19 protein-coding genes are annotated in these 21,616 nt (G+C 72.0%); 12 read left to right on the plus strand and 7 right to left on the minus strand.

The features are described from left to right. The first annotated feature begins 73 nt into the window (after positions 1 to 73). The 7 genes from AB0B97_RS22225 (at position 74) to AB0B97_RS22255 (ending at position 6,410) form a co-directional block, all read left to right on the plus strand. On the plus strand, positions 74 to 439 hold the full coding sequence (locus AB0B97_RS22225; RefSeq protein ID WP_357496034.1) for an FHA domain-containing protein: 366 nt from the start codon (positions 74 to 76) through the stop codon (positions 437 to 439). 133 nt (positions 440 to 572) lie between these two features. Beyond that, a complete protein-coding gene (locus AB0B97_RS22230; RefSeq protein ID WP_357496035.1) occupies positions 573 to 1,676 on the plus strand; it encodes an alpha/beta hydrolase in 1,104 nt (367 codons plus the stop codon). A gap of 120 nt (positions 1,677 to 1,796) precedes the next feature. Further along, complete coding sequence (locus AB0B97_RS22235; protein WP_357496037.1) at positions 1,797 to 3,587, plus strand: 3-hydroxybutyryl-CoA dehydrogenase; 1,791 nt, start codon at positions 1,797 to 1,799, stop codon at positions 3,585 to 3,587. A gap of 40 nt (positions 3,588 to 3,627) precedes the next feature. Beyond that, the gene (locus AB0B97_RS22240; protein ID WP_357496039.1) at positions 3,628 to 4,122 is read left to right on the plus strand and encodes a SigE family RNA polymerase sigma factor; all 495 of its coding nucleotides are present in this window, start codon (positions 3,628 to 3,630) and stop codon (positions 4,120 to 4,122) included. Then, positions 4,119 to 5,174: a hypothetical protein gene (locus AB0B97_RS22245; RefSeq protein WP_357496041.1), complete on the plus strand. Its 1,056-nt coding sequence runs from the start codon at positions 4,119 to 4,121 to the stop codon at positions 5,172 to 5,174. The genes AB0B97_RS22240 and AB0B97_RS22245 overlap by 4 nt, the downstream gene beginning before the upstream one ends. Positions 5,175 to 5,212: 38 nt before the next feature. Further along, positions 5,213 to 5,542 (plus strand): hypothetical protein, encoded by a 330-nt coding sequence (locus AB0B97_RS22250; protein ID WP_053658704.1) that lies wholly within the window; start codon positions 5,213 to 5,215, stop codon positions 5,540 to 5,542. 19 nt (positions 5,543 to 5,561) lie between these two features. Then, a complete protein-coding gene (locus tag AB0B97_RS22255; protein ID WP_357496254.1) occupies positions 5,562 to 6,410 on the plus strand; it encodes an alpha/beta hydrolase in 849 nt (282 codons plus the stop codon). 3 nt (positions 6,411 to 6,413) lie between these two features. Here AB0B97_RS22255 and AB0B97_RS22260 read toward each other — a convergent pair whose 3' ends face one another. The 5 genes from AB0B97_RS22260 to mce all read right to left on the minus strand — a co-directional run bounded on the left by AB0B97_RS22260 (position 6,414) and on the right by mce (position 14,096). Continuing rightward, on the minus strand, positions 6,414 to 7,508 hold the full coding sequence (locus AB0B97_RS22260; RefSeq protein WP_357496256.1) for an AI-2E family transporter: 1,095 nt from the start codon (positions 7,506 to 7,508) through the stop codon (positions 6,414 to 6,416). Positions 7,509 to 7,850: 342 nt separating this feature from the next. Further along, positions 7,851 to 10,049: a hypothetical protein gene (locus AB0B97_RS22265; protein ID WP_357496043.1), complete on the minus strand. Its 2,199-nt coding sequence runs from the start codon at positions 10,047 to 10,049 to the stop codon at positions 7,851 to 7,853. A gap of 177 nt (positions 10,050 to 10,226) precedes the next feature. Then, positions 10,227 to 11,489 (minus strand): cell division protein DivIVA, encoded by a 1,263-nt coding sequence (locus AB0B97_RS22270; RefSeq protein WP_234582048.1) that lies wholly within the window; start codon positions 11,487 to 11,489, stop codon positions 10,227 to 10,229. Between the two features lie 285 nt (positions 11,490 to 11,774). Beyond that, positions 11,775 to 13,130, minus strand: a complete 1,356-nt coding sequence (gene ccrA, locus AB0B97_RS22275) for a crotonyl-CoA carboxylase/reductase (RefSeq protein WP_357496045.1) — start codon at positions 13,128 to 13,130, stop codon at positions 11,775 to 11,777. A 492-nt stretch (positions 13,131 to 13,622) separates the two neighbouring features. Next, positions 13,623 to 14,096 carry a methylmalonyl-CoA epimerase gene (gene mce, locus AB0B97_RS22280; protein ID WP_234582050.1) on the minus strand — a complete coding sequence of 158 codons (474 nt, stop codon included), beginning with the start codon at positions 14,094 to 14,096 and terminating at the stop codon, positions 13,623 to 13,625. 62 nt (positions 14,097 to 14,158) lie between these two features. Here mce and AB0B97_RS22285 point away from each other — a divergent pair, with 62 nt between their 5' ends. Beyond that, positions 14,159 to 15,358: an acetyl-CoA C-acetyltransferase gene (locus AB0B97_RS22285; protein ID WP_234582051.1), complete on the plus strand. Its 1,200-nt coding sequence runs from the start codon at positions 14,159 to 14,161 to the stop codon at positions 15,356 to 15,358. Next, the gene (meaB, locus tag AB0B97_RS22290) at positions 15,355 to 16,359 is read left to right on the plus strand and encodes a methylmalonyl Co-A mutase-associated GTPase MeaB (protein WP_357496048.1); all 1,005 of its coding nucleotides are present in this window, start codon (positions 15,355 to 15,357) and stop codon (positions 16,357 to 16,359) included. The genes AB0B97_RS22285 and meaB overlap by 4 nt, the downstream gene beginning before the upstream one ends. A gap of 33 nt (positions 16,360 to 16,392) precedes the next feature. Here the strand turns inward: meaB and AB0B97_RS22295 are convergent, their stop codons facing one another. Together AB0B97_RS22295 and AB0B97_RS22300 are read right to left on the minus strand one after the other, a co-directional pair. After that, positions 16,393 to 18,096: a hypothetical protein gene (locus AB0B97_RS22295; RefSeq protein WP_357496050.1), complete on the minus strand. Its 1,704-nt coding sequence runs from the start codon at positions 18,094 to 18,096 to the stop codon at positions 16,393 to 16,395. A 3-nt stretch (positions 18,097 to 18,099) separates the two neighbouring features. Then, a complete protein-coding gene (locus AB0B97_RS22300; RefSeq protein WP_357496052.1) occupies positions 18,100 to 18,666 on the minus strand; it encodes a LemA family protein in 567 nt (188 codons plus the stop codon). A 156-nt stretch (positions 18,667 to 18,822) separates the two neighbouring features. On the opposite strand from AB0B97_RS22300, the gene AB0B97_RS22305 reads away from it, so the two are divergent. From AB0B97_RS22305 to AB0B97_RS22315, 3 genes are all read left to right on the plus strand, one after another. Beyond that, complete coding sequence (locus tag AB0B97_RS22305; protein WP_234582055.1) at positions 18,823 to 19,233, plus strand: Asp23/Gls24 family envelope stress response protein; 411 nt, start codon at positions 18,823 to 18,825, stop codon at positions 19,231 to 19,233. A 134-nt stretch (positions 19,234 to 19,367) separates the two neighbouring features. Then, positions 19,368 to 19,628: a hypothetical protein gene (locus AB0B97_RS22310; RefSeq protein WP_357496054.1), complete on the plus strand. Its 261-nt coding sequence runs from the start codon at positions 19,368 to 19,370 to the stop codon at positions 19,626 to 19,628. A 198-nt stretch (positions 19,629 to 19,826) separates the two neighbouring features. Continuing rightward, a complete protein-coding gene (locus tag AB0B97_RS22315; protein ID WP_234582057.1) occupies positions 19,827 to 21,515 on the plus strand; it encodes a methylmalonyl-CoA mutase family protein in 1,689 nt (562 codons plus the stop codon). Positions 21,516 to 21,616 lie beyond the last annotated feature (101 nt).

A 21,616-nucleotide genomic window follows, 5' to 3' on the forward strand; every position in this document is an offset into this window, starting at 1 on the left:
TGGGGTGGAGGGCTGACTGTCCATGGAGGAACATCCGGAACTACTGCCGTTGTTGACGGTCGCTGGTGGGCCGATGCGCGGAGCGAGCTTTCGCCTTCGGGCCGAGCCGCAGGTGATCGGTCGGGCGCCGACCGGCCACGTGGTCATCAACGACCCGCACCTGAGCCGCCGGCACGCCGAGGTGTGGCTGGCCTCGGAGGGCGCGTCGCTGCGTGATCTGGGCTCGACCAACGGCACCTGGCTCAACGACCGCCGGATCACCCAGGTGGAACGACTCGCCGACGGCGACGTGATCCGGCTCGGCCGCACCGAGTTGCGCCTGTTCGACCCGGGGGTCGCCCACACGGATCCGGTCGGGCTCAGCTTCGGGGTGTCCCGGCGGGACATCCGACCGACCCTGCCCCTGCCGTTGGCCACGCCGCCCAGCGCCCGCCGCTGACCCACGGCGACGGCCGCCCGCCGGTGTGTGGGCGGCCGGGGCCACGACTGGTGGTGCGCCACACTCCGGCGGTGCCGCGGGGTGGCTGTCCCGCACCTGGACCGGCGGAGAACGGCGTGGCAACATGCCGCGGATGCAGAGCGAGCAGCGGGTCGTGACGGCGAACGGCACCACCCAGGCGCTACGGGTCGCCGGCCCGCCGGACGGCACTCCGGTGCTGCTGATCCACGGCAACTGCTCGTCCTCGCTGTTCTGGGAGCCGTTGCTCCGGCGGCTGCCACCGACGCTGCGGGTCGTCGCTCCCGACCTACGGGGGTACGGCGACTCCGCGACCGCTCCCGTGGACGCCACGCGGGGCCTGCGGGACTTCGCCGACGACATCGCCGCCCTGCTGGACGACCCGACGCTCTTCGCCAGCGCCAGCGCCAGCGCCACCGCCACCGCCACCGCCACCGGCGGCAGCGGCCGGCCCGTGGTGGTCGGGCACTCCCTGGGCGGGGGAGTGGCGATGCGGTTGCTGGTCGACCACCCGCACCGGGTGGGCGCGCTGCTGCTGGCCGCGCCGGTGTCGCCGTACGGCTTCGGTGGAACCCGCGACCTGACCGGCACGCCGACCACCCCCGACTTCGCCGGCACCGGTGCCGGGACGGCAAACGCCGACTTCGTCGCGCGGCTCGCCGCCGGTGATCGCGGCGCCGACGCGCCGGCCAGCCCGCGCGCGGTGCTGCGGGCCACCTACGTGGCCGATCCGGCCGTGCTGGGCACCGACGAGGAACTGCTGCTGGACAGCGTCCTGTCCACGGCGACCGGCGACGACAACTACCCCGGTACGGCGGTGCCGTCGGCGAACTGGCCGGGTACCGCGCCGGGGGAGCGCGGCGTGCTCAACGCGCTCGCCCCGACCTGGTTCCGGCTCGCCGACGAGCTGGTGGCCGTCGCACCCAAACCGCCGGTCACCTGGGTACGCGGGGACGCCGACGTGATCGTCTCGGACACGTCGCTGTTCGACCTGGCGTACCTGGGTTCGCTGGGTGTCGTGCCCGGCTGGCCGGGTGAGGAGTCCTGCCCGCCGCAGCCGATGATCGGCCAGACCCGAGCGGTGCTCCAGCGGTACGCGGCGGCCGGCGGCGCGTACCGCGAGGTGGTGTTGCCCGGTTGCGGGCACAGCCCGCACCTGGAACGCCCGGCGGAGTTCGTCGCGGAGCTGCTCGCACTGACCGACATGTCGGCGGCATAGGGGCGCACCGTGGGTGAAATATCCCACGGCGTCTCGACAACCGAGCGTCACGTGGCAGACTCGCGCGCATAACCTTAGCGGCCGTTCAGTGGCCGTGCGGAGTGTCTGGGGAGGCCGTTCGTGGCGCGCGAGTTCAGCACCGTGGGTGTGGTGGGGCTGGGCACCATGGGTGCCGGCATCGTCGAGGTCTTCGCCCGCAACGGCATCGACGTGCTCGCGGTCGAGATCTCCGAAGCGGCGCTGGAGCGCGGCCGGGCCACCCTCACCGGCTCCACCGATCGCGCCGTGGCCAAGGGCAAGCTCGCCGAGGCGGACCGGGACGCGCTGCACGAGCGGGTGCGCTTCGCGGTGGGCCTGGACGCCCTGCACTCCGTGGACCTGGTGATCGAGGCCGTGCCCGAGCACCTGGACCTCAAGCAGCGGATCTTCGCGGAGCTGGACCGGGTCTGCCGGCCGGACACCATCCTCGCCACCAACACCTCGTCGTTGAGCGTCACCGAGATCTCGGTCGCCACCACCCGGCCCAACCAGGTGATCGGCATCCACTTCTTCAACCCGGCACCGGTGATGAAGCTGGTCGAGGTTGTCCGCACCGTCGTCACCGCACCCGAGGTGGTCGCCGACGTCGAGGCGCTGTGCGCCCGGCTGGGCAAGGTCGACGTCACCATCAACGACCGGGCCGGTTTCATCGCCAACGCGCTGCTCTTCGGCTACCTCAACCACGCCGTCGGCATGTTCGAGGCGCACTACGCGACCCGGGAGGACATCGACGCGGCCATGAAGCTCGGCTGCGGCCTGCCGATGGGCCCGCTGGCGCTGATGGACCTGATCGGCCTGGACACCGCGTACGAGATCCTGGACACGATGTACCGACGCGGTGGGCGGGACCGCCGGCACGCCCCCGTGCCGCTGCTCAAGCAGATGGTGACGGCGGGGCTGCTCGGCCGGAAGTCCGGCCGGGGTTTCTACACCTACCAGCGGCCGGGCTCCCCGGTCGTCGTACCCGACGAGGCGACGCCGCCGGCGACGGACGCCGCGCTCGCCGACGGCGCGCGGGCCATCACGAAGGTCGGCGTCGTGGGCTCCGGGACCATGGCCACCGGGATCATCGAGGTGTTCGCGAAGGCCGGCTACGAGGTCGTCTCGGTGACCCGGGGCGCGGAGAAGTCCGCGGCGGTCTGCGAGGCGGTGAAGACCTCGCTGAACAAGGGCGTGGTGCGCGGCAAGCTCACCGAGACCGACCGGGACGCCGCGCTCGGCCGGATCAGCTGGTCGGCCACGCTCGACCACCTCGCCGACGTCGACCTGGTGGTCGAGGCGGTCGTCGAGGAGCTGAGCGTGAAGAAGGCGCTCTTCGCCAGCCTCGACGAGATCTGCAAGCCGGGCGTGGTGCTGGCCACCACCACCTCGTCCCTGCCGGTGATCGACGTGGCGATGGCCACCCAGCGGCCGGCCGACGTGGTGGGCCTGCACTTCTTCAACCCGGCGCCGGTCATGCCGCTGGTCGAGGTCGTCCAGACCATCCGCACCTCCCCGGAGGCCACCGCCACCGCACGGGCCGTCTGCGCCGCGCTGGGCAAGACCGGCGTGGTCTGCGGCGACCGGTCCGGGTTCATCGTCAACGCGCTGCTCTTCCCGTACCTGAACGACGCGGTGAAGATGCTGGAGGCCAGCTACTCCACCGCCGACGACATCGACCACGCCATGAAGCTGGGCTGCGGCTACCCGATGGGCCCGTTCGAGCTGCTCGACGTGGTGGGGCTGGACGTCTCGCTGGCCATCCAGCGGGAGCTGTACCTGGAACTGCGCGAGCCGGGCTTCGCGCCCGCGCCGCTGCTGGAGCACCTGGTCACCGCCGGCTACCTGGGCCGCAAGACCCGCCGCGGCTTCCGCGACCACTCGCACCGCTGAGCCGGTCAACGCCGGAGGGCCCCGGCCGCGTCTACAGGATGTGACCTTCGAGGAGTACGTCGGCAGCCGCGGCCCGGCCCTGGTCCGGCTGGCCCGACTGCTCACCGGTGACGAGCACCGGGCCGAGGACCTCACCCAGGAGGTGCTGTCCCAGGCGTACGTGCACTGGCGTCGGATCTCCCGCGCCGACCGGCCCGACGTGTACGTGCGCCGGATGCTCGTCAACGCCAACAACTCCTGGTGGCGACGCCGCTCGAACCGGGAAGTGGTCATCGACGCCGTCGGCGACCGACCGCACCGTGGCGACGTCGGCGGCGAGGCGGCCGACCGGGACGAGATGTGGCGGCTGATCCTCGCCCTGCCCGGCCGTCAGCGGGCGGTGCTGGTGCTGCGCTACTACGAGGACCTCGACGACGCCACGATCGCCCAGATCCTGAACTGCTCGCCGGTCACCGTCCGCACCCACGCCATGCGGGCCCTCGCCAACCTCCGGGAGCGTTGCGGCGTCCCGACGACGAACGGGAGCCGACCGTGACCGACCTCGACCAGCGGATCAACCAGACGCTGCGCGAGCGCGCCGAGGGCAGCGTGGACACCGACCGGCTGCTGGCCGCCGCCGTGGTGCGGGGACGCGGCCGGGTACGCCGTCGACGTACCGCCGCCGGTCTCGCGCTCGGCGTGGTGGCGATCCTGGGTCTGGGCGTGGTGACGGACCCGGTGGGCCTGGTCGACTCCGGCCCGGACGTGCCGCCGGGTCCCGGTCTGCCGGCGGATGCCGTGGTGGCAGTGGTGCCGCCGCGCGTCGACGACGTGCCGGGCGCGGCCGCCCGACCGGATCTGCTCGGCGCCGACCCGCAGTTGCTGCACTTCGGGTTCGCCTCGGACGGGTTCCGCTACCTCTCCTGGTCCGTGCAGAGCGGTGTGGAGATGGCGCGGCTCGACGTCGACGGCCACACGGTCACGCTGGAGCTCTCCGCGTCCGCCGAGGCACTGCCCATGCGCGCCCCCGGGCTGCCGGCGTTGGTACCGGAGCTGATCACCGAGGGCGTCTTCGACGGGTCGGTGTCGCACGCCGCGGGGCCGTACGGCGTCACGGTCTGGTTGCGGCACTGGCAACCGGCCCCCGGGGTGTACGCCCGGGCCACCGCCATCGCCGACGACGAGCGGGAGCTGTTCGAGGCGGCCAGCGCGTTGCGGCTCGACCAGGCGCACCGCTGCGGTGGGCCGCTGCGGCTCACGACGCTGCCGGCGGGGGCGAAGGTGACGAGGTGCGAGGTGACGGTGGCGCCGTTCCCGGCCGCGTTCGGCGTGCAGCTGACGGTCACCGGGAGCAGCCCGGGGGGCATCCAGGTCGAGTTGCAGTACGCGGTCGGCATTGCCGGAAGCCGTACCACAGGAAACCGTGAAATAAACGGCAAAATAGCGCATGTCGATCGGAGCGGGGAGCTTGAGCTGCTCGGCTTCCCCAAGGCCCACCTGACCGCCAACTTCGGCTGGCCGGCGCAGGGGTACACCGAGGCGGACGCGGCCACGGTGCTGAGCGGGGCGCAGGTGGCCGAGCACCTGGACCGGCCCACGACCTGGTGACCGCCCCGGGCCCTCCCGCCCGCCGGACCGTACGCTTGGTGACTGTGAGCCCCCGTCGCAACCGCCCTCGTCGGGACGAGAACGCCAACCTGGACGCCGATCGCGTCCGGCAGGGTGTCGCCTCGGTGCAGCAGTGGACCGACGGCGCCTGGCAGGTACGCGGCATCGGGGCGGGCGCGTCGGTCAAGACTTACCGCTGCCCCGGCTGTGACCAGGAGATCCGACCCGGGGTGGCGCACCTCGTGGCCTGGCCCGCCGACGGCCTGGGTGACCTGACCGACCGCCGGCACTGGCACAGCGGGTGCTGGCGTGCCCGGGAACGGCGCGGCCCGGCGGTGCAGCGCGGGCGGGGCACGCCGCGCTACTGAGCGAGCGACCTGGATCACCCTGTTCGTGCCTGGGCGGGCGGCGGCGGCGAGTTCGCGACAGACTTGGGCGGTGAGCACAGCGATCCGCGCGTCGTCGATCCTGCCCGGCCGCCGGGAGGACATCGAGCTGCACACCGCCGACGGTCTGCGGTTGGTCGGCGAACTGGCCCTGCCGGCCGACCGGCCCCCGGTGGCCACCCTCGTCTGCCTGCACCCGCTGCCCACCCACGGCGGGATGATGGACAGCCACGTGTTCCGCAAGGCGGCGTGGCGGCTGCCCGCGCTGGCCGACCTGGCCGTGCTGCGGTTCAACACCCGGGGCACGAGCAGTGTGCGCGGCACCAGCGAGGGGGCCTTCGACGGCGCGGTGGGCGAGCGCTACGACGTGGCCGCCGCCATCGAGTACGCGGAGTTCGCCGAGCTGCCCGACATCTGGCTGGTCGGCTGGTCGTTCGGCACCGACCTGGCCCTGAAGTACGGCTGCGACCCGGCGGTCGCCGGGGCGATCCTGCTCTCCCCGCCGCTGCGCTTCTCGGCTCCCGAGGACCTGGCCACCTGGGCCGACTCGGGTCGGCCGCTGGTGGCGCTGGTGCCGGAGTTCGACGACTATCTGCGCCCGGCCGAGGCGCGGGAGCGGTTCGCCGCGGTGCCGCAGGCCGAGGTGGTCGGGGTGCCCGGCGCGAAGCACCTCTGGGTCGGCGACGCCGAGACGGTGCTCGACGAGATCGTCAAGCGGGTCAACCCCGCCGTCGAGGTGCCGCTGCCGACGACCTGGGACGGCCCGATGGAGGCTGGCGACGTCAGCGCGTACGCCGACCGGACCGTGGCCGCCTTCGCGGACACGCCCGTCCCCGGGCCGGCCGACTGACAGTCAACTCCGCTCCTGACGGGGGAGCACCACCTCGCGCAGGATCAGTTGCAGCGCGGCCACCGTGGGGATGGCGATCAGCGCGCCCACCACGCCCAGCAGCGCCACCCCGAGCAGCGCGGCCAGCAGGGCGGCCACCTCGTTGACCTCCACCGATCGCCGCATCACCTTCGGGTAGATGAGGTAGTTCTCGACCTGCTGGTAGATCAGGAAGAAGACCGCGCAGGCGATGCCGGTGGGCAGGTCGGCGGCGAAACCGACAAGGCTCACGATCACCGCGCCCAGGGTTGCGCCGATCTGCGGGATCAGGTCGGTCACCGCGACGACCACGGCCAGCGCGAACGGGTACGGCAGATCGACGATCAACGCGAAGACGAAGGTGGTCGCGCCGGCCAGCACGGCGATGCTCAACGCGCCGACCATGTAGGCGCCGACCTTCGCCAGGATCTCGTCGCCGATCAGCTGCACCCGCTCCCGCCGCGACCGGGGCACCAACGAGTAGCCCAGCGAGCGCAGCCGGTTGAAGTAGGCCAGGAAGTAGATGGTCAGCACCAGCACGGTCAACGTCCGGAACACCGTGCCGAAGATCAGTTGGGCGCCGCCGAGCACCCCGCCGAGCGCCCGGCCGATGGTGTCCGCGTTGGCCGCGCCCTGCACCCGCTCCACCACGTCGTACCGCTCCACCAGGTCATTGACCGTCGGATTCCGGCGCAACTCGTCGAGCAGGCTCGGGATCTGGTCGATGAACTGACCGGACTGCGTCACGATCGGCGGGACCAGCGCCACCACGCCCCCGCAGAGCAGCAGCACCACTGTCAACGCCACGACCGTCACCGCCAGGCCGTGGGGCACGCCCCAGGCGCGCAGCCGCACCACCGCCGGGTTGAGGCCCACCGCGAGAAAGAGCGCGATCACCACCAGCACGAGGATGCCGCCGGCATTGCGGATCCCCAGATAGAGGGTGTACGCCAGCAGCACACCCAGCGCGCCCGTGAAGCCGATCAGGAAGCTGCTGCGTCGCAGTGGCCGACCTGGCGTACCGAACTTGCCCGACGGCACGGCCGGCGGCTCCTCCGGGTCGATCCCCGGTGCCGGCACCGGTACGGGAGGCGGCGTCCCGACCGGTGGCGTTGCGGGCTCGGTCAATCTCGTCTCGGCCGCAGTGGGTGTCGTCGCGGCGTCCGCTCGCGAGGGTGCGGCGGCGTCAGCTCGCGGGGGCGCGGCGTCCGGGTCGTCGGCCGACGGGTCATGCTGCGGCACCAGAACCTCCGGGTCAGTCCGTGGGACGCCAGGAGCGTAGCCACCCCACACTCGCAGTCCACCACGAGCCCGTCATCCGCCACCAGCCCCCGCACCGCCCGGTCCACCCGCAGATCTTGGACAGTTTCCGTTAGCTGCTAACGGAAACTGTCCAAGATCTCGAAGCTCGGGGACGTACCGTCAGTCCTTTTCGATCGTGACCTTGCTGGGCTTGGCGCTGCGCTCGTCGGTGGTCGGCTTGCTGGGACGCTTGCCGTTCTCGCCGGTGCTGGTGATCTTCGTCGGCTTGGCTCCCCGGCCACCCTCGCCCGGAACGGCCGCCACGGTCGGTTCGCCGTCCACCCCGGCGCTGGCCGCGCCGCCGTCGACAGTGGTCACCGGCTCGGCCACCGGACGGGTCGTGGACTGCCCGGACTCGCCGCCCGCGGCGGCGTTCGCCGGCTGCCGGGCGTCGTCGGGCTCGGGCTTGAGGCCGTTGGCCGTGCCGGCGGCGACGGGTGCCCCGGCGTCGTCGGGCTCGGGCTTGAGACCGTTCGCCGTGCTGGCGGCGACGGGTGCGCCGGCGTCGTCGGGCTCGGGCTTGAGGCCGTTCGCGGTGCCGGCGGCGACCGGCGCCCCGGCGTCGTCGGCACCCGACCCGGTCACGGCCGTCGCGACGGGGCTGTCGTCCGTGGCGGGTGCGGTCGGGCCGTCGATCGGGCCGGTGGTGCTGCGCAGCCGCACCTCAGCCATCTGCCGCTCAAGCTCGTCGGACTCCTGCCGCGCCTTCCAGGTCTCCTGCCGCAGGTCGGCGAGCTGCTGCTGGGCCTGCGCGATCTCCAACATCACCTGGGCGAGCTGCTGCCGGCCCGCGGCGGCCTCCTGCTGCGTCGCCGCCAGGTGCTGCTGCGTGGTCGCCAGGTGCTGCTGGGTCGTGGCCGCGTACTCCTCGAACTGGCGGCGCGAGGCCGCGACGTGCTCGTCGGCCTTGCGGCGCTTGTCGCCCGCCTCGGTCTCGGCGCGGCTCAACAGCTCGGCCGCCTCCGTCTCGGCGCGCTGGCGCAGGGTCGACGCGTCCTGCTCGGCCGCCAGGCGGATCGCATCGGCGCCCTGCTCGATCTCGTTCTTGCGGGTCGTGTACTCGGTCTCCAGCTCGTCGCGGCGGGTCGTGTACCCGGTCTCCAGCTCGTCGCGGCGTGCCGTGTACTCGGTCTCCAGCTCGGCGCTGCGCGCGGCCCAACCCGACTCCAGCTCCTGCTGGCGGGACTCGTGCTGCTTGTCCAGCTCGTCGCGTCGCTTGGCGAACTCCTGCTCGGCGGTGGACCGTCGCTGGGCCAGCTCGCGATCGGCAGCTTCGCGCCGCGAGTTGACCTCCTGCTCCACGCCGGCCCGCCAGGCGCCCAGCTCCTGCTGGGTCTGCGCCCGGGACTGCTGGACGTACGCCTCGGTCTCGCTGCGCATCCGCTGCACGTACGCCTCGGTCTCGGCCCGGCTGCGCTTGGCCGACTCGGACGCCTGCGTGGTGAGCCGCTCGGCCTCCTGCTGTGCCTTGGCGCGGGTGGCCCGACCGGCCATCGACGCGTCGTCGATGATCTGCTTGGCCTCCTGCTGTGCCTTGGCGTGGGTCGCCCGGCCCGCCTCGGTCGCCGTGTCGGTGAGCCGCTTGGCCTCCTGCTGGGCCTTGGCGTGTACCTCCTTGGCAGCCTCACGCAGCTCGCCGGCCTCCTGCCGGGCCGTGGTCAGCGCCTCGCGGGCCGCCTCGCGCAGCTTGGTGGCCTCCTGCTGCGCCCGGGTGTGGATCTCCTTGGCGGTGTCCCGCAGCTGGGTGGCCTCCTGCTGGGCCTTGGCCAACTCGTCCTGCGCCGCCTTGCGCAGCTTCGCCGACTCGTCCTTGGCCGACCGCAGGGTCGCGTCCGCCTCCGCGCGGCGAGAAGCGCTGTGCCGCTCCTCCTCCTGGCGTCGGGCGGCGAGCGCGATCTCGAAGTCCTTCAACGCCCGCGCGGCCTGCTCGCGGGCCTCCTCGATGATGTGCTCGGCGGTGGCGCGACGGGCGTCGATCTCCTCGTTGGCCGCCGACAGGATCTGCTCGGCCTGCTCCTCGGCGAGGGTGAGGATCGACTCGACGCGGGGGCCCAGGTGCCGGAAGGAGGCCCGGTCCACCACGTTCATCTGCTTGCGGACCTGGGTCAGATCCCGTTGCAGAACCTCGACCTGGCCGGCGAGCTTGTGGATCTGTGTATAGGCCTGTTCCCGTTCGGCGGCGAGGGTCGCGATCTCGTGCTCGGCACGCGCGACGTACCGGTCAACCTGCTTCTTCTCGTACCCCCGCAGAGCGGACTCGAAGCTGGGCTCCGTGGTCACGTCCCCGCCGAGAGCGAACAGTTCCTCGCCGTGCGACATGCCCCCATCCTCACACGCATCGCCCCCTGCTGGGGCGATACGGACGCCGCTTGTGGGACCTACTTCACTCCGTGGCGAGGGCACCACACCGAGGGTTGGGAAACGCACACGGCGCGAGGTCACACCGGTCACCCGGTGTCACCTCGCGCCGTCGATGCCCCAACCTGACGCCTCGGGTCAGCCGGCGGTCTCCGCGGTCACCCGCTCCTGTCCGCCGTCGGTCTTCTTCGCCTCCGGCTTGGCCGCCGGGGCAGCCGCCGCCGGCACGCCGGGCACGATGCCGGCGAGCCCGGAGAGCATCTGACCGAGCTGCGAGGTGACCGCGTCCTTCTGCCGGGTGAGGTCCTCGACCTCGCGGCGGGCGGCCTGCGTGGTCAGCTCGGCCTCGGTGCGCGCCTCGGTGAGCAGGCGCTGCGACTCGGCCTTGGCCTCGTTGAGCGTCTTCTCGGAGTGCGCCTTGGCCTTATCGATCGTCTCGTTGGCGTGGCGCTCCGACTCGACCCGGCGGGCCTCGGCGCGCTGCTCGATCTCCTTGGCGCGCTCCTGCGCGGCCCGGGCACGCTGCTCGGCCTCGCTGACCAGCTTCTGGGTCTGCGCGACCTGGGCGGCGTGCCGCTCGGACTCCTCGCGCTCGGCCTTCTCGCGCCGCTCGGCCAGCTGCAGCTCCAGGGCCTGGAGGTCCTTGTCGCGCTTGTCCCGTGCGTCGGTGAGCAGCTTGGTGGCCTCGGCGCGCTTCTCCTCGGCCTCGCGGGCGGCCTTGGCCCGCTGCTGGGTGATCTCCCGCTCGGCGGTGGCCCGGAGGGTGGCCACCTCACGCTCGACAGTCGACTTCAGCTCGGCCACCTCGTGCGCGGTCACCGTACGCAGCTGCTTGGTCTCGCGGTCGGCGTCGGCGCGCAGCGTGTCGGCCTCGCGGCGGGCCTGCACCCGGACCTCGGCGGCCTCACGCTCGGCGGCGGTGCGCAGGTTGCCGGCCTCGCGCTCGGCGCTGGCCTTCATCGCGGCGGCCTCGGCGCGGGCCTTGTCCGTGATCTCCCGGGCCTCGAGGCGGGCGGCGGAGAGGATGCCCTCCGACTCGCGCTTGGCCTCGTTGCGGTGGTCGTTGGCCTGCTCCTCGGCGAGCCGGAGGATCTGCTCAACGCGGGTGCCGAGCCCCGAGAGGGTGGGCCGGCTGTTCTCTTCGAGCTGCTTGTTCGTGTCGGTGAGCTTCTGCTCCAGCGCACTCATGCGCTGCTCGGCCTGGCGGAGGCGACGCTGGGCGTCGTTCATCCGCTGCTCAGCCTCGGCACGGGCCTGCTCGGACTGGGTCAGCGCGGCGGTCATCCGGCCGATGAAGTCATCGACCTGGTGAGTGTTGTATCCGCGCAGGCCAACGGTGAAATCTGGCTGCGAGTTCGCGTTATCGAAGAACGCGAGAGGGGAGGACTGCTGCTGGGGCATTGGGACATACTGGCAGACGCCCCAGGGTGCTTCGCAAGAGCGGTACGGAGCTTTCGTGTCCTCATTACATGGTCAACTGACCTGGCCGACGAGGCCGGACCAATCGGCGATCTTGGCAGGTCCCGGGCGGGACGGACGCCACGCAGCGTAACGCGAAAAAGGGCCACGGGTGCGACCCGTGGCCCTTTGTTCGATCCGGTTGGGTTCCAGCTAATGGGGTTGGAAGAACAATGGCCGATCACCGCATTGGCCATCGGCCGCTCATCCGTCCGGCCGGTGGCCCGCTCAGTGCCCCCGGAACCGGTTGATCGCTTCCTCGTGCCGGGCCCGCAACTCCCCGTCACGGACGCCCAACGCGTCGGCCGGCGCGAGGCAGCGCACCCCGACCTTGCCCTGGTGCGCGTTGCGGTGCACCTCGTACGCGGCCTGACCGGTCTGCTCCAACGGGTAGGTACGCGACACCGTGGGGTGCACCTTGCCGAGCGCGACCAGACGGTTGGCCTGCCACGCCTCGTGGTAGTTGGCGAAGTGGCTGCCCACGATCCGCTTCAGGTGCATCCACAGGTAGCGGTTGTCGTACTGGTGCTGGAACCCGCTCGTGGACGCGCAGGTGACGATGGTGCCGCCACGGCGGGCCACGTAGACGCTCGCGCCGAACGTCTCCCGGCCCGGGTGCTCGAAGACGATGTCCGGGTCCTCGCCACCGGTCAGCTCACGGATCCGCTCGCCGAAGCGCCGCCACTCGCTCTGGTCCTGGGTCTCCTCGTCCTTCCAGAACCGGAAGCCCTCGGCTGCCCGGTCGATGACCAGGTCCGCGCCCATCCGGCGGCACAGCTCGGCCTTCTCCGGCGACGAGACGACGCAGACGGGGATCGCGCCGCCGTTGAGGGCCATCTGGGTGGCGTACCCGCCGAGGCCGCCGGAGGCGCCCCAGATCAGCACCACGTCGCCCTGCTTCATGTTGGCGCCGTGGTGCGAGACGAGCTGCCGGTACGCGGTGGAGTTGACCAGCCCCGGGCTGGCCGCCTCCTCCCAGCTCAGGTGCCGCGGCTTGGGCATCAGCTGGTTGGCCTTGACCACGGCCAGCTCGGCCAGGCCGCCGAAGTTGGTCTCGAAGCCCCAGATCCGCTGCTGCGGGTCGAGCATGGTGTCGTCGTGGCCGGCGGCGTCCTCCAGCTCGACCGAGAGGCAGTGCGCGACGACCTCGTCGCCGGCCGCCCACCGGGTCACCCCCGGGCCGGTACGCAGCACCACGCCTGCCGCGTCCGAGCCGACCACGTGGTACGGCAGGTCGTGCCGGCGGGTCAGCTCGGAGACCCGGCCGTAGCGTTCGAGGAACTTGAAGGTGGACACCGGCTCGAAGATGCTGGTCCACACGGTGTTGTAGTTGATCGCGCTGGCCATCACCGCGATCAACGCCTCGCCCGGCGCCAGCTCCGGCGTCGGCACCTCCTGCACGTGCAGCGCCTTGCGGGGGTCCTTGTCCCGGGTGGCCATGCCGTCGAACATCCGGGACTCCTCGGCGCGGACGACCACGCCTCGGTAACTCTCCGGCACGGGCAGTCCGGCAACACCCGCCAGCTCGCGGTCCGGGTCGTTCGATTCCTCCGCCGCCATGATCGCTTCGAGGATGTCCTGCACGGTGACCTCCGGTTCGTCCCCGCACCCGCACGGGCCCGGGTGCTGCCATCGTCGGCGCCGGTGAGCACGACCACCATGTCGGCATTCGACACATCCGGCCCCGGTCGCGCTCCTGTGGGCCGGGACGTTACTGAACGGTAGCTAGGGCGGGAAGTCCTCTGTGAAAAACTGCATCGACCGATGCGTGAAGGTGCCCGGCCACCCCGCGAACCACGCACAGAAGTGCGCGCCGACCCCCGGCCGACTCCCACGCCCGCCCCCCGGCCGACCCCCATGCCTCACCCCCGGCCGGCCCCCGGCCGCTCCCGGTGATCAAGAGGTTTGCGTCATCTGCTGGGCGCGGATTGACGCAAACCTCTTGATCACCGGGAGCCGGGCGCGGGAGCCGGGAGCGGGCGCGAGGCCGGGAGCGGGCGCGGGGCCGGGCGCGAGAGCGGGCGCCGGGCGCGGGGAGCGGGGCCGGGAGTGCGTGCGGGGTCGGGCTGGGTGGGGTTAGTGGGTGGGGGCGGGTTCGACCAGTTCGATCAGGACGCCTCCGGCGTCCTTGGGGTGGACGAAGTTGATGCGGCTGTCGGCGGTGCCGCGGCGCGGGGCGTCGTACAGCAGTCGCACCCCCCGCTCGCGCAGCGCCGCGCAGGCCACGTCGATGTCCGCCACCGTGTACGCGACCTGCTGCACGCCCGGCCCGTTGCGGTCGAGGAACTTCGCGATCGTCGACTCCGGGGTGAGCGGGGCCAGCAGTTGCACGCAGCCGCCCTCGGCGGTCGGCCCGACGGCCAGCATCGCTTCCCGTACGCCCTGCTCGGCGTTGGTCTCGACGTGTACGCAGCGCATCCCGAAGGTCCGCTGGTAGAAGTCGATCGCGGCATCCAGGTCGGCGACGGCGATGCCGACGTGGTCAATCTTGCGAAGCCCGATGTCTGTGACGTAGTCCGCACCGGGCTCGACGGGGGAGTTCTCAGCCATGGCGCTAGTCTGGCCGAACAATCGTTAAGGCGTACAGCTCGGCACCCCCCTCGGAGGCAGGCATGGCTTCGGTGATCGTCAGCGGCGCGCGGACCCCGATGGGGCGGCTGCTGGGCAACCTCAAGGACCTTCCGGCCACCAAGCTCGGCGGGATCGCCATCAAGGCAGCCCTGGAGCGGGCCGGGGTCAGCCCGGACCAGGTCCAGTACGTGATCATGGGCCAGGTGCTCCAGGCAGGCGCCGGGCAGATCCCGGCCCGGCAGGCGGCCGTCGAGGCCGGCGTGCCGATGTCGGTTCCGGCGCTGACGATCAACAAGGTCTGCCTCTCCGGGCTGGACGCGATCGCCCTGGCCGACCAGCTCATCCGGGCCGGCGAGTTCGACATCGTGGTGGCCGGTGGCATGGAGTCGATGACCAACGCCCCGCACCTGCTGATGGGCCAGCGCTCCGGCTACAAGTACGGCGACGTGGTGGTCAAGGACCACATGGCGCACGACGGGCTCAGCGACGCCTGGGACTGCTGCTCGATGGGCGAGTCGACCGAGCGTCTCGGCACGAAGCACGGCATCTCCCGCGAGGAGCAGGACGCGTTCGCCGCGGCCAGTCACCAGCGGGCCGCCGCCGCGCAGAAGAACGGCCACTTCGCCGAGGAGATCACCCCGGTGCTGATCCCGCAGCGCAAGGGTGACCCGCTGGTGATCAGCGACGACGAGGGCATCCGCCCGGACACGACCGCCGAGTCGCTGGCCAAGCTGCGCCCCGCGTTCACCAAGGACGGCACCATCACGGCCGGCAGCTCCTCGCCGATCTCCGACGGCGCGGCGGCAGTTGTCGTCATGAGCAAGGCCAAGGCCAACGAGCTGGGCCTGACCTGGCTGGCCGAGATCGGTGCGCACGGCAACGTGGCGGGCCCGGACAACTCCCTGCACTCGCAGCCGTCCAACGCGATCAACCACGCCCTGAAGAAGGGCGGCCTGAGCGTGGAGGACCTGGACCTCATCGAGATCAACGAGGCGTTCGCGCAGGTCGGCATCCAGTCCGCCCGCGACCTGGGCGTCAGCTCCGACAAGGTCAACGTCAACGGCGGCGCGATCGCGCTGGGTCACCCGATCGGCATGTCCGGTGCTCGTCTCGTCCTCACCCTCGCCCTTGAGTTGAAGCGGCGCGGCGGCGGCACGGGCGCGGCGGCTCTCTGCGGCGGTGGCGGCCAGGGCGACGCGCTGATCATCCACGTGCCGGGAAGCGCAGCGGCTGCACAGTGAGCGATGCGATCGAGGGCGTCCCGGCGGCGGCCACCACGTCCGTGCGCCGCAGCCGGGACGTACCCCTGCTGGTCGAGCGGGCCCGCGCGGGTGACCCCCGCGCGGTGGCCCGGCTGATCACGCTGGTGGAGAACGGCGACGAACTGCTGCCGGCAGTCGCCGCCGCGTTGGCGCCGTACGCCGGGCAGGCCCAGGTCGTCGGCCTCACCGGCTCGCCGGGGGTGGGCAAGTCCACCACCACCAACGAGCTGGTCCGTGCGCTGCGGGAACGTGGGCACCGGGTCGGCGTGCTGGCGGTCGACCCGTCCAGCCCGTTCACCGGCGGCGCGATCCTCGGCGACCGGGTGCGCATGCAGGACCACGCCACCGATCCGGGCGTCTACATCCGGTCCATGTCCAGCCGGGGGCACCTCGGCGGGCTGGCGGCGGCGACACCGCAGGCGGTCCGCGTGCTGGAGGGCGCCGGCTGTGACGTGGTGCTGGTGGAGACCGTCGGCGTCGGGCAGGCCGAGGTGGAGGTCGCCTCGCTTGCCGACACCACGCTCGTGCTGCTCGCCCCCGGCATGGGCGACGCGATCCAGGCGGTCAAGGCCGGCATCCTGGAGATCGCCGACGTGTTCGTGGTCAACAAGGCCGACCGGGACGGCGTCGACGCCACAGTCCGCGACATCCAGGGCATGATCGCCCTCGGTGAGCGCGGGCCGGGGCAGTGGCGACCGCAGGTGGTCCGGGCTGTCGCGGCCCGGGGCGAGGGCATCGACGACATCGCCGCCGCCATCGACAAGCACCGGGGCTGGCTGGTCGAGCACGGCGAGTTGCGCCGCCGCCAGGAGGCGCGGGCCGCCGCCGAGATCGAGGCCATCGCGCTCGGCGCCCTCCGCGCCAAGATCGGCTCACTGCGCGACGGTACGCAGCTGAGCACGCTCGCCGCCTCGGTGGCCGAGGGTGCCCTCGACCCGTACGCGGCGGCCGACGAGCTGCTCGATCAGCTCGGCTCCTGAGCCGCCCGCTCGACAGCCCACCCCAGCGGTGGGTCAGGCACCCGTGAGGGCGTCGCGCGCACATCTGGTGAGCAGCCACGGAAGGTGCGGCGTCCCGAGCCGCCCGCTGCCGAGCGCGGTGAGCACCAGCGTGCTGTCGCCGACGCGCAGCACCACCTTGTTGCCGCTGGCGTACGCCTCGTCGCCGACGCCCGGTAGCGGGGTGGCGACGCCACGCGCGTTGGCCCGCCACGCGATCTGTCCCGCCGTACCGTCCGCCCAGGCGGCGCGCAGCACGGTGCTGTCGTCGCGCTCGGAGCGGAAGTCGACGCGCCGCGGCCCGCGTGCCACGCGTACGGGATGGCCGACGACCCGCGCGACGTCCTCGACGGAGATCGGGAGCGGCCCGGCCGGCACCTGACGTACCTCGCCGAAGACGTCCGTGACCAGCGGCTCGGTCCGCTGGGTGTCCGGGCGTGCCGGCGAGCGTCGGGTGAGGGTGTCGACCCGGCGGCTCCACGGCCGGGCGGTGATCGTCACGACGTCGCCCGGCCGGCAGCGGTCGGCCCGGCCGCCGGGCGTCGCCCAGGCGGTGGTCCGGTCGGCGGTCCCGTCGTCGAGCACCAGGTGGACCAGGTGGCGGCTGGCCCGCTGGTGCGGGCGCAGCGCCAGCACCTGCCCGGTGACGGTCACCGACCGCACCCGGTCCACCAGCGCGCCGACCAGCAGGTAGGTGCCGCCGACGAGCAGCGGATACGCCGGCAGCGAGTACCAGCTGGTGTAGCCGGTGACGGCCAGCACCAGTCGTCCCGACACCACCGCCAGCACCGCCTGCCAGAGCAGGGTGGGCGTGGAGCTGCCGTACCCGGGTCGGCCGCGCGGATAGCGCACCCGGATCCGGTGCCAGCCGCCCCGGTAGGACGACCAGAGGTCGCGCTGGCTGCCGACGTCGAGGCCGAGCAGGTAACTGGCGCGGCGGGTCACGCCCAGCGCGGCGCCGTATGCCAGGTAACGGTCCCAGATCGCCACCGCCGAGGGTGGCAGCTCGGCGAACTGCTCGTGGCTGCGCAACCAGGCACCCACCGCGAGCCACCGGGAGGTGGCTTCCAGCCCCGCCGGGGTCGCTCGCTCGCCGACGCGCTGCACCAGGCCCGCGAGCACCAGGGCGACGGTGAGGGAGAACAGGAACGTCCACCTCAGGTGCGTGCGGTGCACCGCCACGAGGCCGCAGACCACGCCCACCGCGGCCGCGCCGACGTAGAGCGCGGTCATCATCGTCTGCCCGAATCGGCGCCGGGACAGCCCGGCCGCCCGGGCGTCGGCGACCACGGCGGCGCGCAGCTGGCTGTTCCAGTTCTTGGCCTCGTCCTCGTCGCGCAGGGCCAGCGCGGTCGGCGGCACCACCCCGTCGACGGCGAGCCCCCGAACCCGCGCCAGGACCTGCCGCTCGTACGGCCGCAGGCCGCTGTCGTCCGGACGGCCCCCGGCGAGATGGATGGTGGTGCGATAGGGGTCGGCGTCCGGCTGCCGCAGCTCGTAGTAGCCGGCTGCGGCGAGGTCGAGCAGGATCGACTCGGCCGCACCCGCGCGCGTCGACCCGCCGTTGACCAGCATGCTTACCACGGCGGGTGGTTCCGAGCCGAGGTCCATGGTGGCCGGTCGGGCCGCCGGTGGCGCCGGTCGGGTGGCGACCCGGCAGGCTCCGTACGCGAGGAGCCAGAGCCCGACGGCGGCGCCGGCGAGGAGGAGGTCCGTCACCGCTCAGAGACCGACCGCGATCACGCCACGGTCGGAGTCCGTGGCGGCGAACAGTCCGCGCCGCTGGAAGCCGAGCGGGCCGGCGACCAGGTTCGCCGGAAAGCTCTGGATCGCCGTGTTGTACTGCTGTACCGCGTACGTCAGGAACTGCCGGGAGTAGGCGATCTTGTCCTCGGTGGTGGCCAGGTCGCCCTGCAACGCCGCGAAGTTCTCGCTCGCCCGCAACTGCGGGTACGCCTCGGCGAGCGCGACGAGCCGACCCAGAGCCTGACTCAGCGCGTTCTCGGCTTCGGCCCTCCCCGGGTCGCCGGCGGTGTGCGTGCTGGCCTCGCCGCGCGCGGCCAGCACGGCGGCCAGGGTGTCGCGCTCGTGCGACGCGTACCCCTTGACGGTCTCCACCAGGTTCGGGATCAGGTCGTGGCGTCGCTTGAGCTGCACGTCGATCTGGGACCAGGACGCATCCACCTGGTTACGCATCCGGACCAGCCTGTTGTAGAGCCGAACCAGCCACACCGCGACCAGGAGGACGACCGCCGAGCCCGCCAGCGCGGCGGCAAGAATCCATGCCATGGGGGGCAAGATAGCGAACCGGCGCCGGCGGTGCCCCCTCGCGTTCACAGCGGACGGTGTGCGGGCTCCGGGAGGCAGTAGGCTCGCGCTCGCGCGGGCACCGCTCGCGCGGGCCCCGGGCGGGGTCGGTGCGGGACGACGGCAGGGGAGCGGGACGTGAGTGACGAGGCGACGCGCGAGCTGGGCACGGTGCCGGCGGTGGCCGGCGGGACGACGAAGGTCTCCGACGAGGTGATCGAGAAGATCGCCGTCGCGGCCGCCAGCTCGGTGCCCGGTGTGGCCGAGATGGGCGGGGACGTCGCGCGGTTCTTCAACGCGGTCCTCGATCGCGTCGGGCTGGACCAGGTCGGCGACGCCCGGCGGGGTTGTTCGGCCCACGTCACCGGGGACGCGGCCGTGGTCAACCTGGTGTTGGTGATCCAGGCCGGTCAGCCGGTCCCGGAGATCACCGGGCAGGTGCGGGCCCGGGTCACCGAGGCGGTCGAGGCGTACGGGCTGCGGGTCGACGAGGTCAACATCCGGGTCGACGACGTGGCGATGGGCGGACCCGCGACTCCCACGGTCTGACCTCGACGAGCCGGATCGGCCGGCGGCCTGGTCGGCTGCAGGCATGTCGGGCCGTCGCTTCGACGATCTTGGATGCCACTAGGCTCCTGGCGTCAGGGACCTTGATGGACCAACTCGTCAGGAATGGACTGTAGATGGCGAAAATCTCGCGCCGCCCCCGCTCTCGTAACGTCATCGCCGCTGTCGCTCTGGCTGGCGGTCTGGTGCTGGGCACTGCTTCGCCGGCTCTGGCGGATTACAGCAGTCCGATGTACCCGACGATGGCGGCGTGCAAGGCGGCACGGCCGACCTACGTCTCCACGTGGACGTCGCCGCAGCAGTGCTACCCGATGTACAACTGGAACGGCACCACGGTGGTCGGCTACGCGTTCCTGGTGAAGACCCGCAACTACTAGATCAGCGATCTGGCTCGGCTGCGGGCGCGGGTGGTCGTTGACCACCCGCGCCCGTCGCGTGGTCGACACCTCGGCCCGCCTCCCGACCTGGGATTCCCGCACCTCACGTTACCCACGGGTACGACGTGACTTAGCGATCGTTCAGGCCGGGGCTCTACACTCGATGTGCAATCGAGGAACCGAGGAGGAGCCCTGCGCATGGACGCCGACGAGATCGACGCCGGACGGGCGCGCTGGCAGGCCCGGTACGACTCCGCGCGCAAGCGGGACGCCGACTTCACCACGCTCTCCGGGATGCCTGTGGAGCCGGTCTACGGGCCGCCGGAGGGCAGCGCGTACCCGGGCTTCGAGCGGATCGGCTGGCCGGGCGAGTACCCGTACACCCGGGGTCTTCATCCGACCGGCTACCGCGGGCGGACCTGGACGATCCGGCAGTTCGCGGGCTTCGGCAACGCGCAGCAGACCAACGAGCGGTACAAGATGATCCTCGGCGCCGGCGGCGGCGGGCTCTCGGTCGCGTTCGACATGCCGACGCTGATGGGCCGCGACTCGGACGACCCGCAGGCGCTCGGCGAGGTCGGCCACTGCGGGGTCGCCATCGACACCGCCACCGACATGCAGGCGCTCTTCGACGGCATCGACCTGGCCGACGTCACCACCTCGATGACCATCTCCGGTCCGGCCGTGCCGGTGTTCTGCATGTACCTGGTCGCCGCGGAGCGGCAGGGCGCCGACCTGTCCAAGCTGGACGGCACGCTGCAGACCGACATCTTCAAGGAGTACATCGCGCAGAAGGAGTGGCTCTTCGACCCCGAGCCGCACTTGCGCCTGATCGGCGACCTGATGGAGTACTGCGCGGCGGAAATCCCGCGCTACAAGCCGCTGTCGGTCTCCGGCTACCACATCCGCGAGGCCGGTTCGACCGCCGCGCAGGAGCTGGCGTACACCCTGGCCGACGGCTTCGGCTACGTGGAGCTGGGCCTCTCGCGTGGGCTGGACGTGAACGTCTTCGCGCCGGGGCTGAGCTTCTTCTTCGACTCGCACCTCGACTTCTTCGAGGAGATCGCCAAGTTCCGGGCCGCCCGTCGGATCTGGGCCCGCTGGCTGCGTGACGTCTACGGCGCGACCAGCGAGAAGGCCCTGTGGCTGCGGTTCCACACGCAGACCGCCGGAGTGTCGCTGACCGCTCAGCAGCCGGTCAACAACGTCGTACGCACCGCCGTCGAGGCGCTCGCGGCGGTGCTGGGCGGCACGAACTCGCTGCACACCAACGCACTGGACGAGACCCTGGCGCTGCCCACCGACGAGTCCGCCGAGATCGCCCTGCGTACCCAGCAGGTGCTGATGGAGGAGACCGGTGTGGTCAACGTGGCCGACCCACTCGGCGGCTCCTGGTACGTCGAGGCGCTGACCGACAAGATCGAGGCCGAGGCGGAGGAGATCTTCGCTCGCATCCGGCAACTCGGCGGGGACGGGCCGCACCAGATCGGCCCGATGACCTCCGGCATCCTGCGTGGCATCGAGGACGGCTGGTTCACCGGGCACATCGCCGAGTCGGCCTTCGTCTACCAGCAGGCCCTGGAGAAGGGCGACAAGAAGATCGTCGGGGTCAACTGCCACACCGGCACGGTGGCCAAGGAGCTGGAGATCCTGCGCATCTCGCACGAGGTGGAGCTGGAGCAGCGCCGGGTGCTCGCCGAGCGCAAGACCGGACGCGACGAGCCGGCGGTCCGCGCGGCTGTCGCCCGGATGGTCGACGCCAGCCGCACCGACGAGAACATGATCCCCGCCATGCTCGACGCGGTCCGCGCCGAAGCGACCCTTGGTGAGATCTGCGACGCCCTCCGGGCCGAGTGGGGCACCTACCGCGAACCCGCCCGCTTCTAACCCCGTCGATCTTGCACTTTCTGTCCCGACGAACGGGGTCAATGCCCCGTTTCGGCGACAGAAAGTGCAAGATCGCGGAGGTGGGATTGGGGCGTGAGAGT

Source organism: Micromonospora sp. NPDC049004, from assembly GCF_040649315.1.
In the GTDB taxonomy this organism is placed as follows: Bacteria; Actinomycetota; Actinomycetes; order Mycobacteriales; family Micromonosporaceae; genus Micromonospora.

Bases quoted from the DNA above. Each gene is read 5' to 3' on its own strand.
- AB0B97_RS22270 (WP_234582048.1), bottom strand. From the start codon at position 11,489: ATGCCCCAGCAGCAGTCCTCCCCTCTCGCGTTCTTCGATAACGCGAAC.
- AB0B97_RS22285 (WP_234582051.1), top strand. From the start codon at position 14,159: ATGGCTTCGGTGATCGTCAGCGGCGCGCGGACCCCGATGGGGCGGCTG.
- AB0B97_RS22310 (WP_357496054.1), top strand. From the start codon at position 19,368: ATGGCGAAAATCTCGCGCCGCCCCCGCTCTCGTAACGTCATCGCCGCT.
- AB0B97_RS22315 (WP_234582057.1), top strand. From the start codon at position 19,827: ATGGACGCCGACGAGATCGACGCCGGACGGGCGCGCTGGCAGGCCCGG.
- AB0B97_RS22265 (WP_357496043.1), bottom strand. From the start codon at position 10,049: ATGTCGCACGGCGAGGAACTGTTCGCTCTCGGCGGGGACGTGACCACG.
- AB0B97_RS22225 (WP_357496034.1), top strand. From the start codon at position 74: ATGCGCGGAGCGAGCTTTCGCCTTCGGGCCGAGCCGCAGGTGATCGGT.
- mce (WP_234582050.1), bottom strand. From the start codon at position 14,096: ATGGCTGAGAACTCCCCCGTCGAGCCCGGTGCGGACTACGTCACAGAC.
- AB0B97_RS22230 (WP_357496035.1), top strand. From the start codon at position 573: ATGCAGAGCGAGCAGCGGGTCGTGACGGCGAACGGCACCACCCAGGCG.
- AB0B97_RS22300 (WP_357496052.1), bottom strand. From the start codon at position 18,666: ATGGCATGGATTCTTGCCGCCGCGCTGGCGGGCTCGGCGGTCGTCCTC.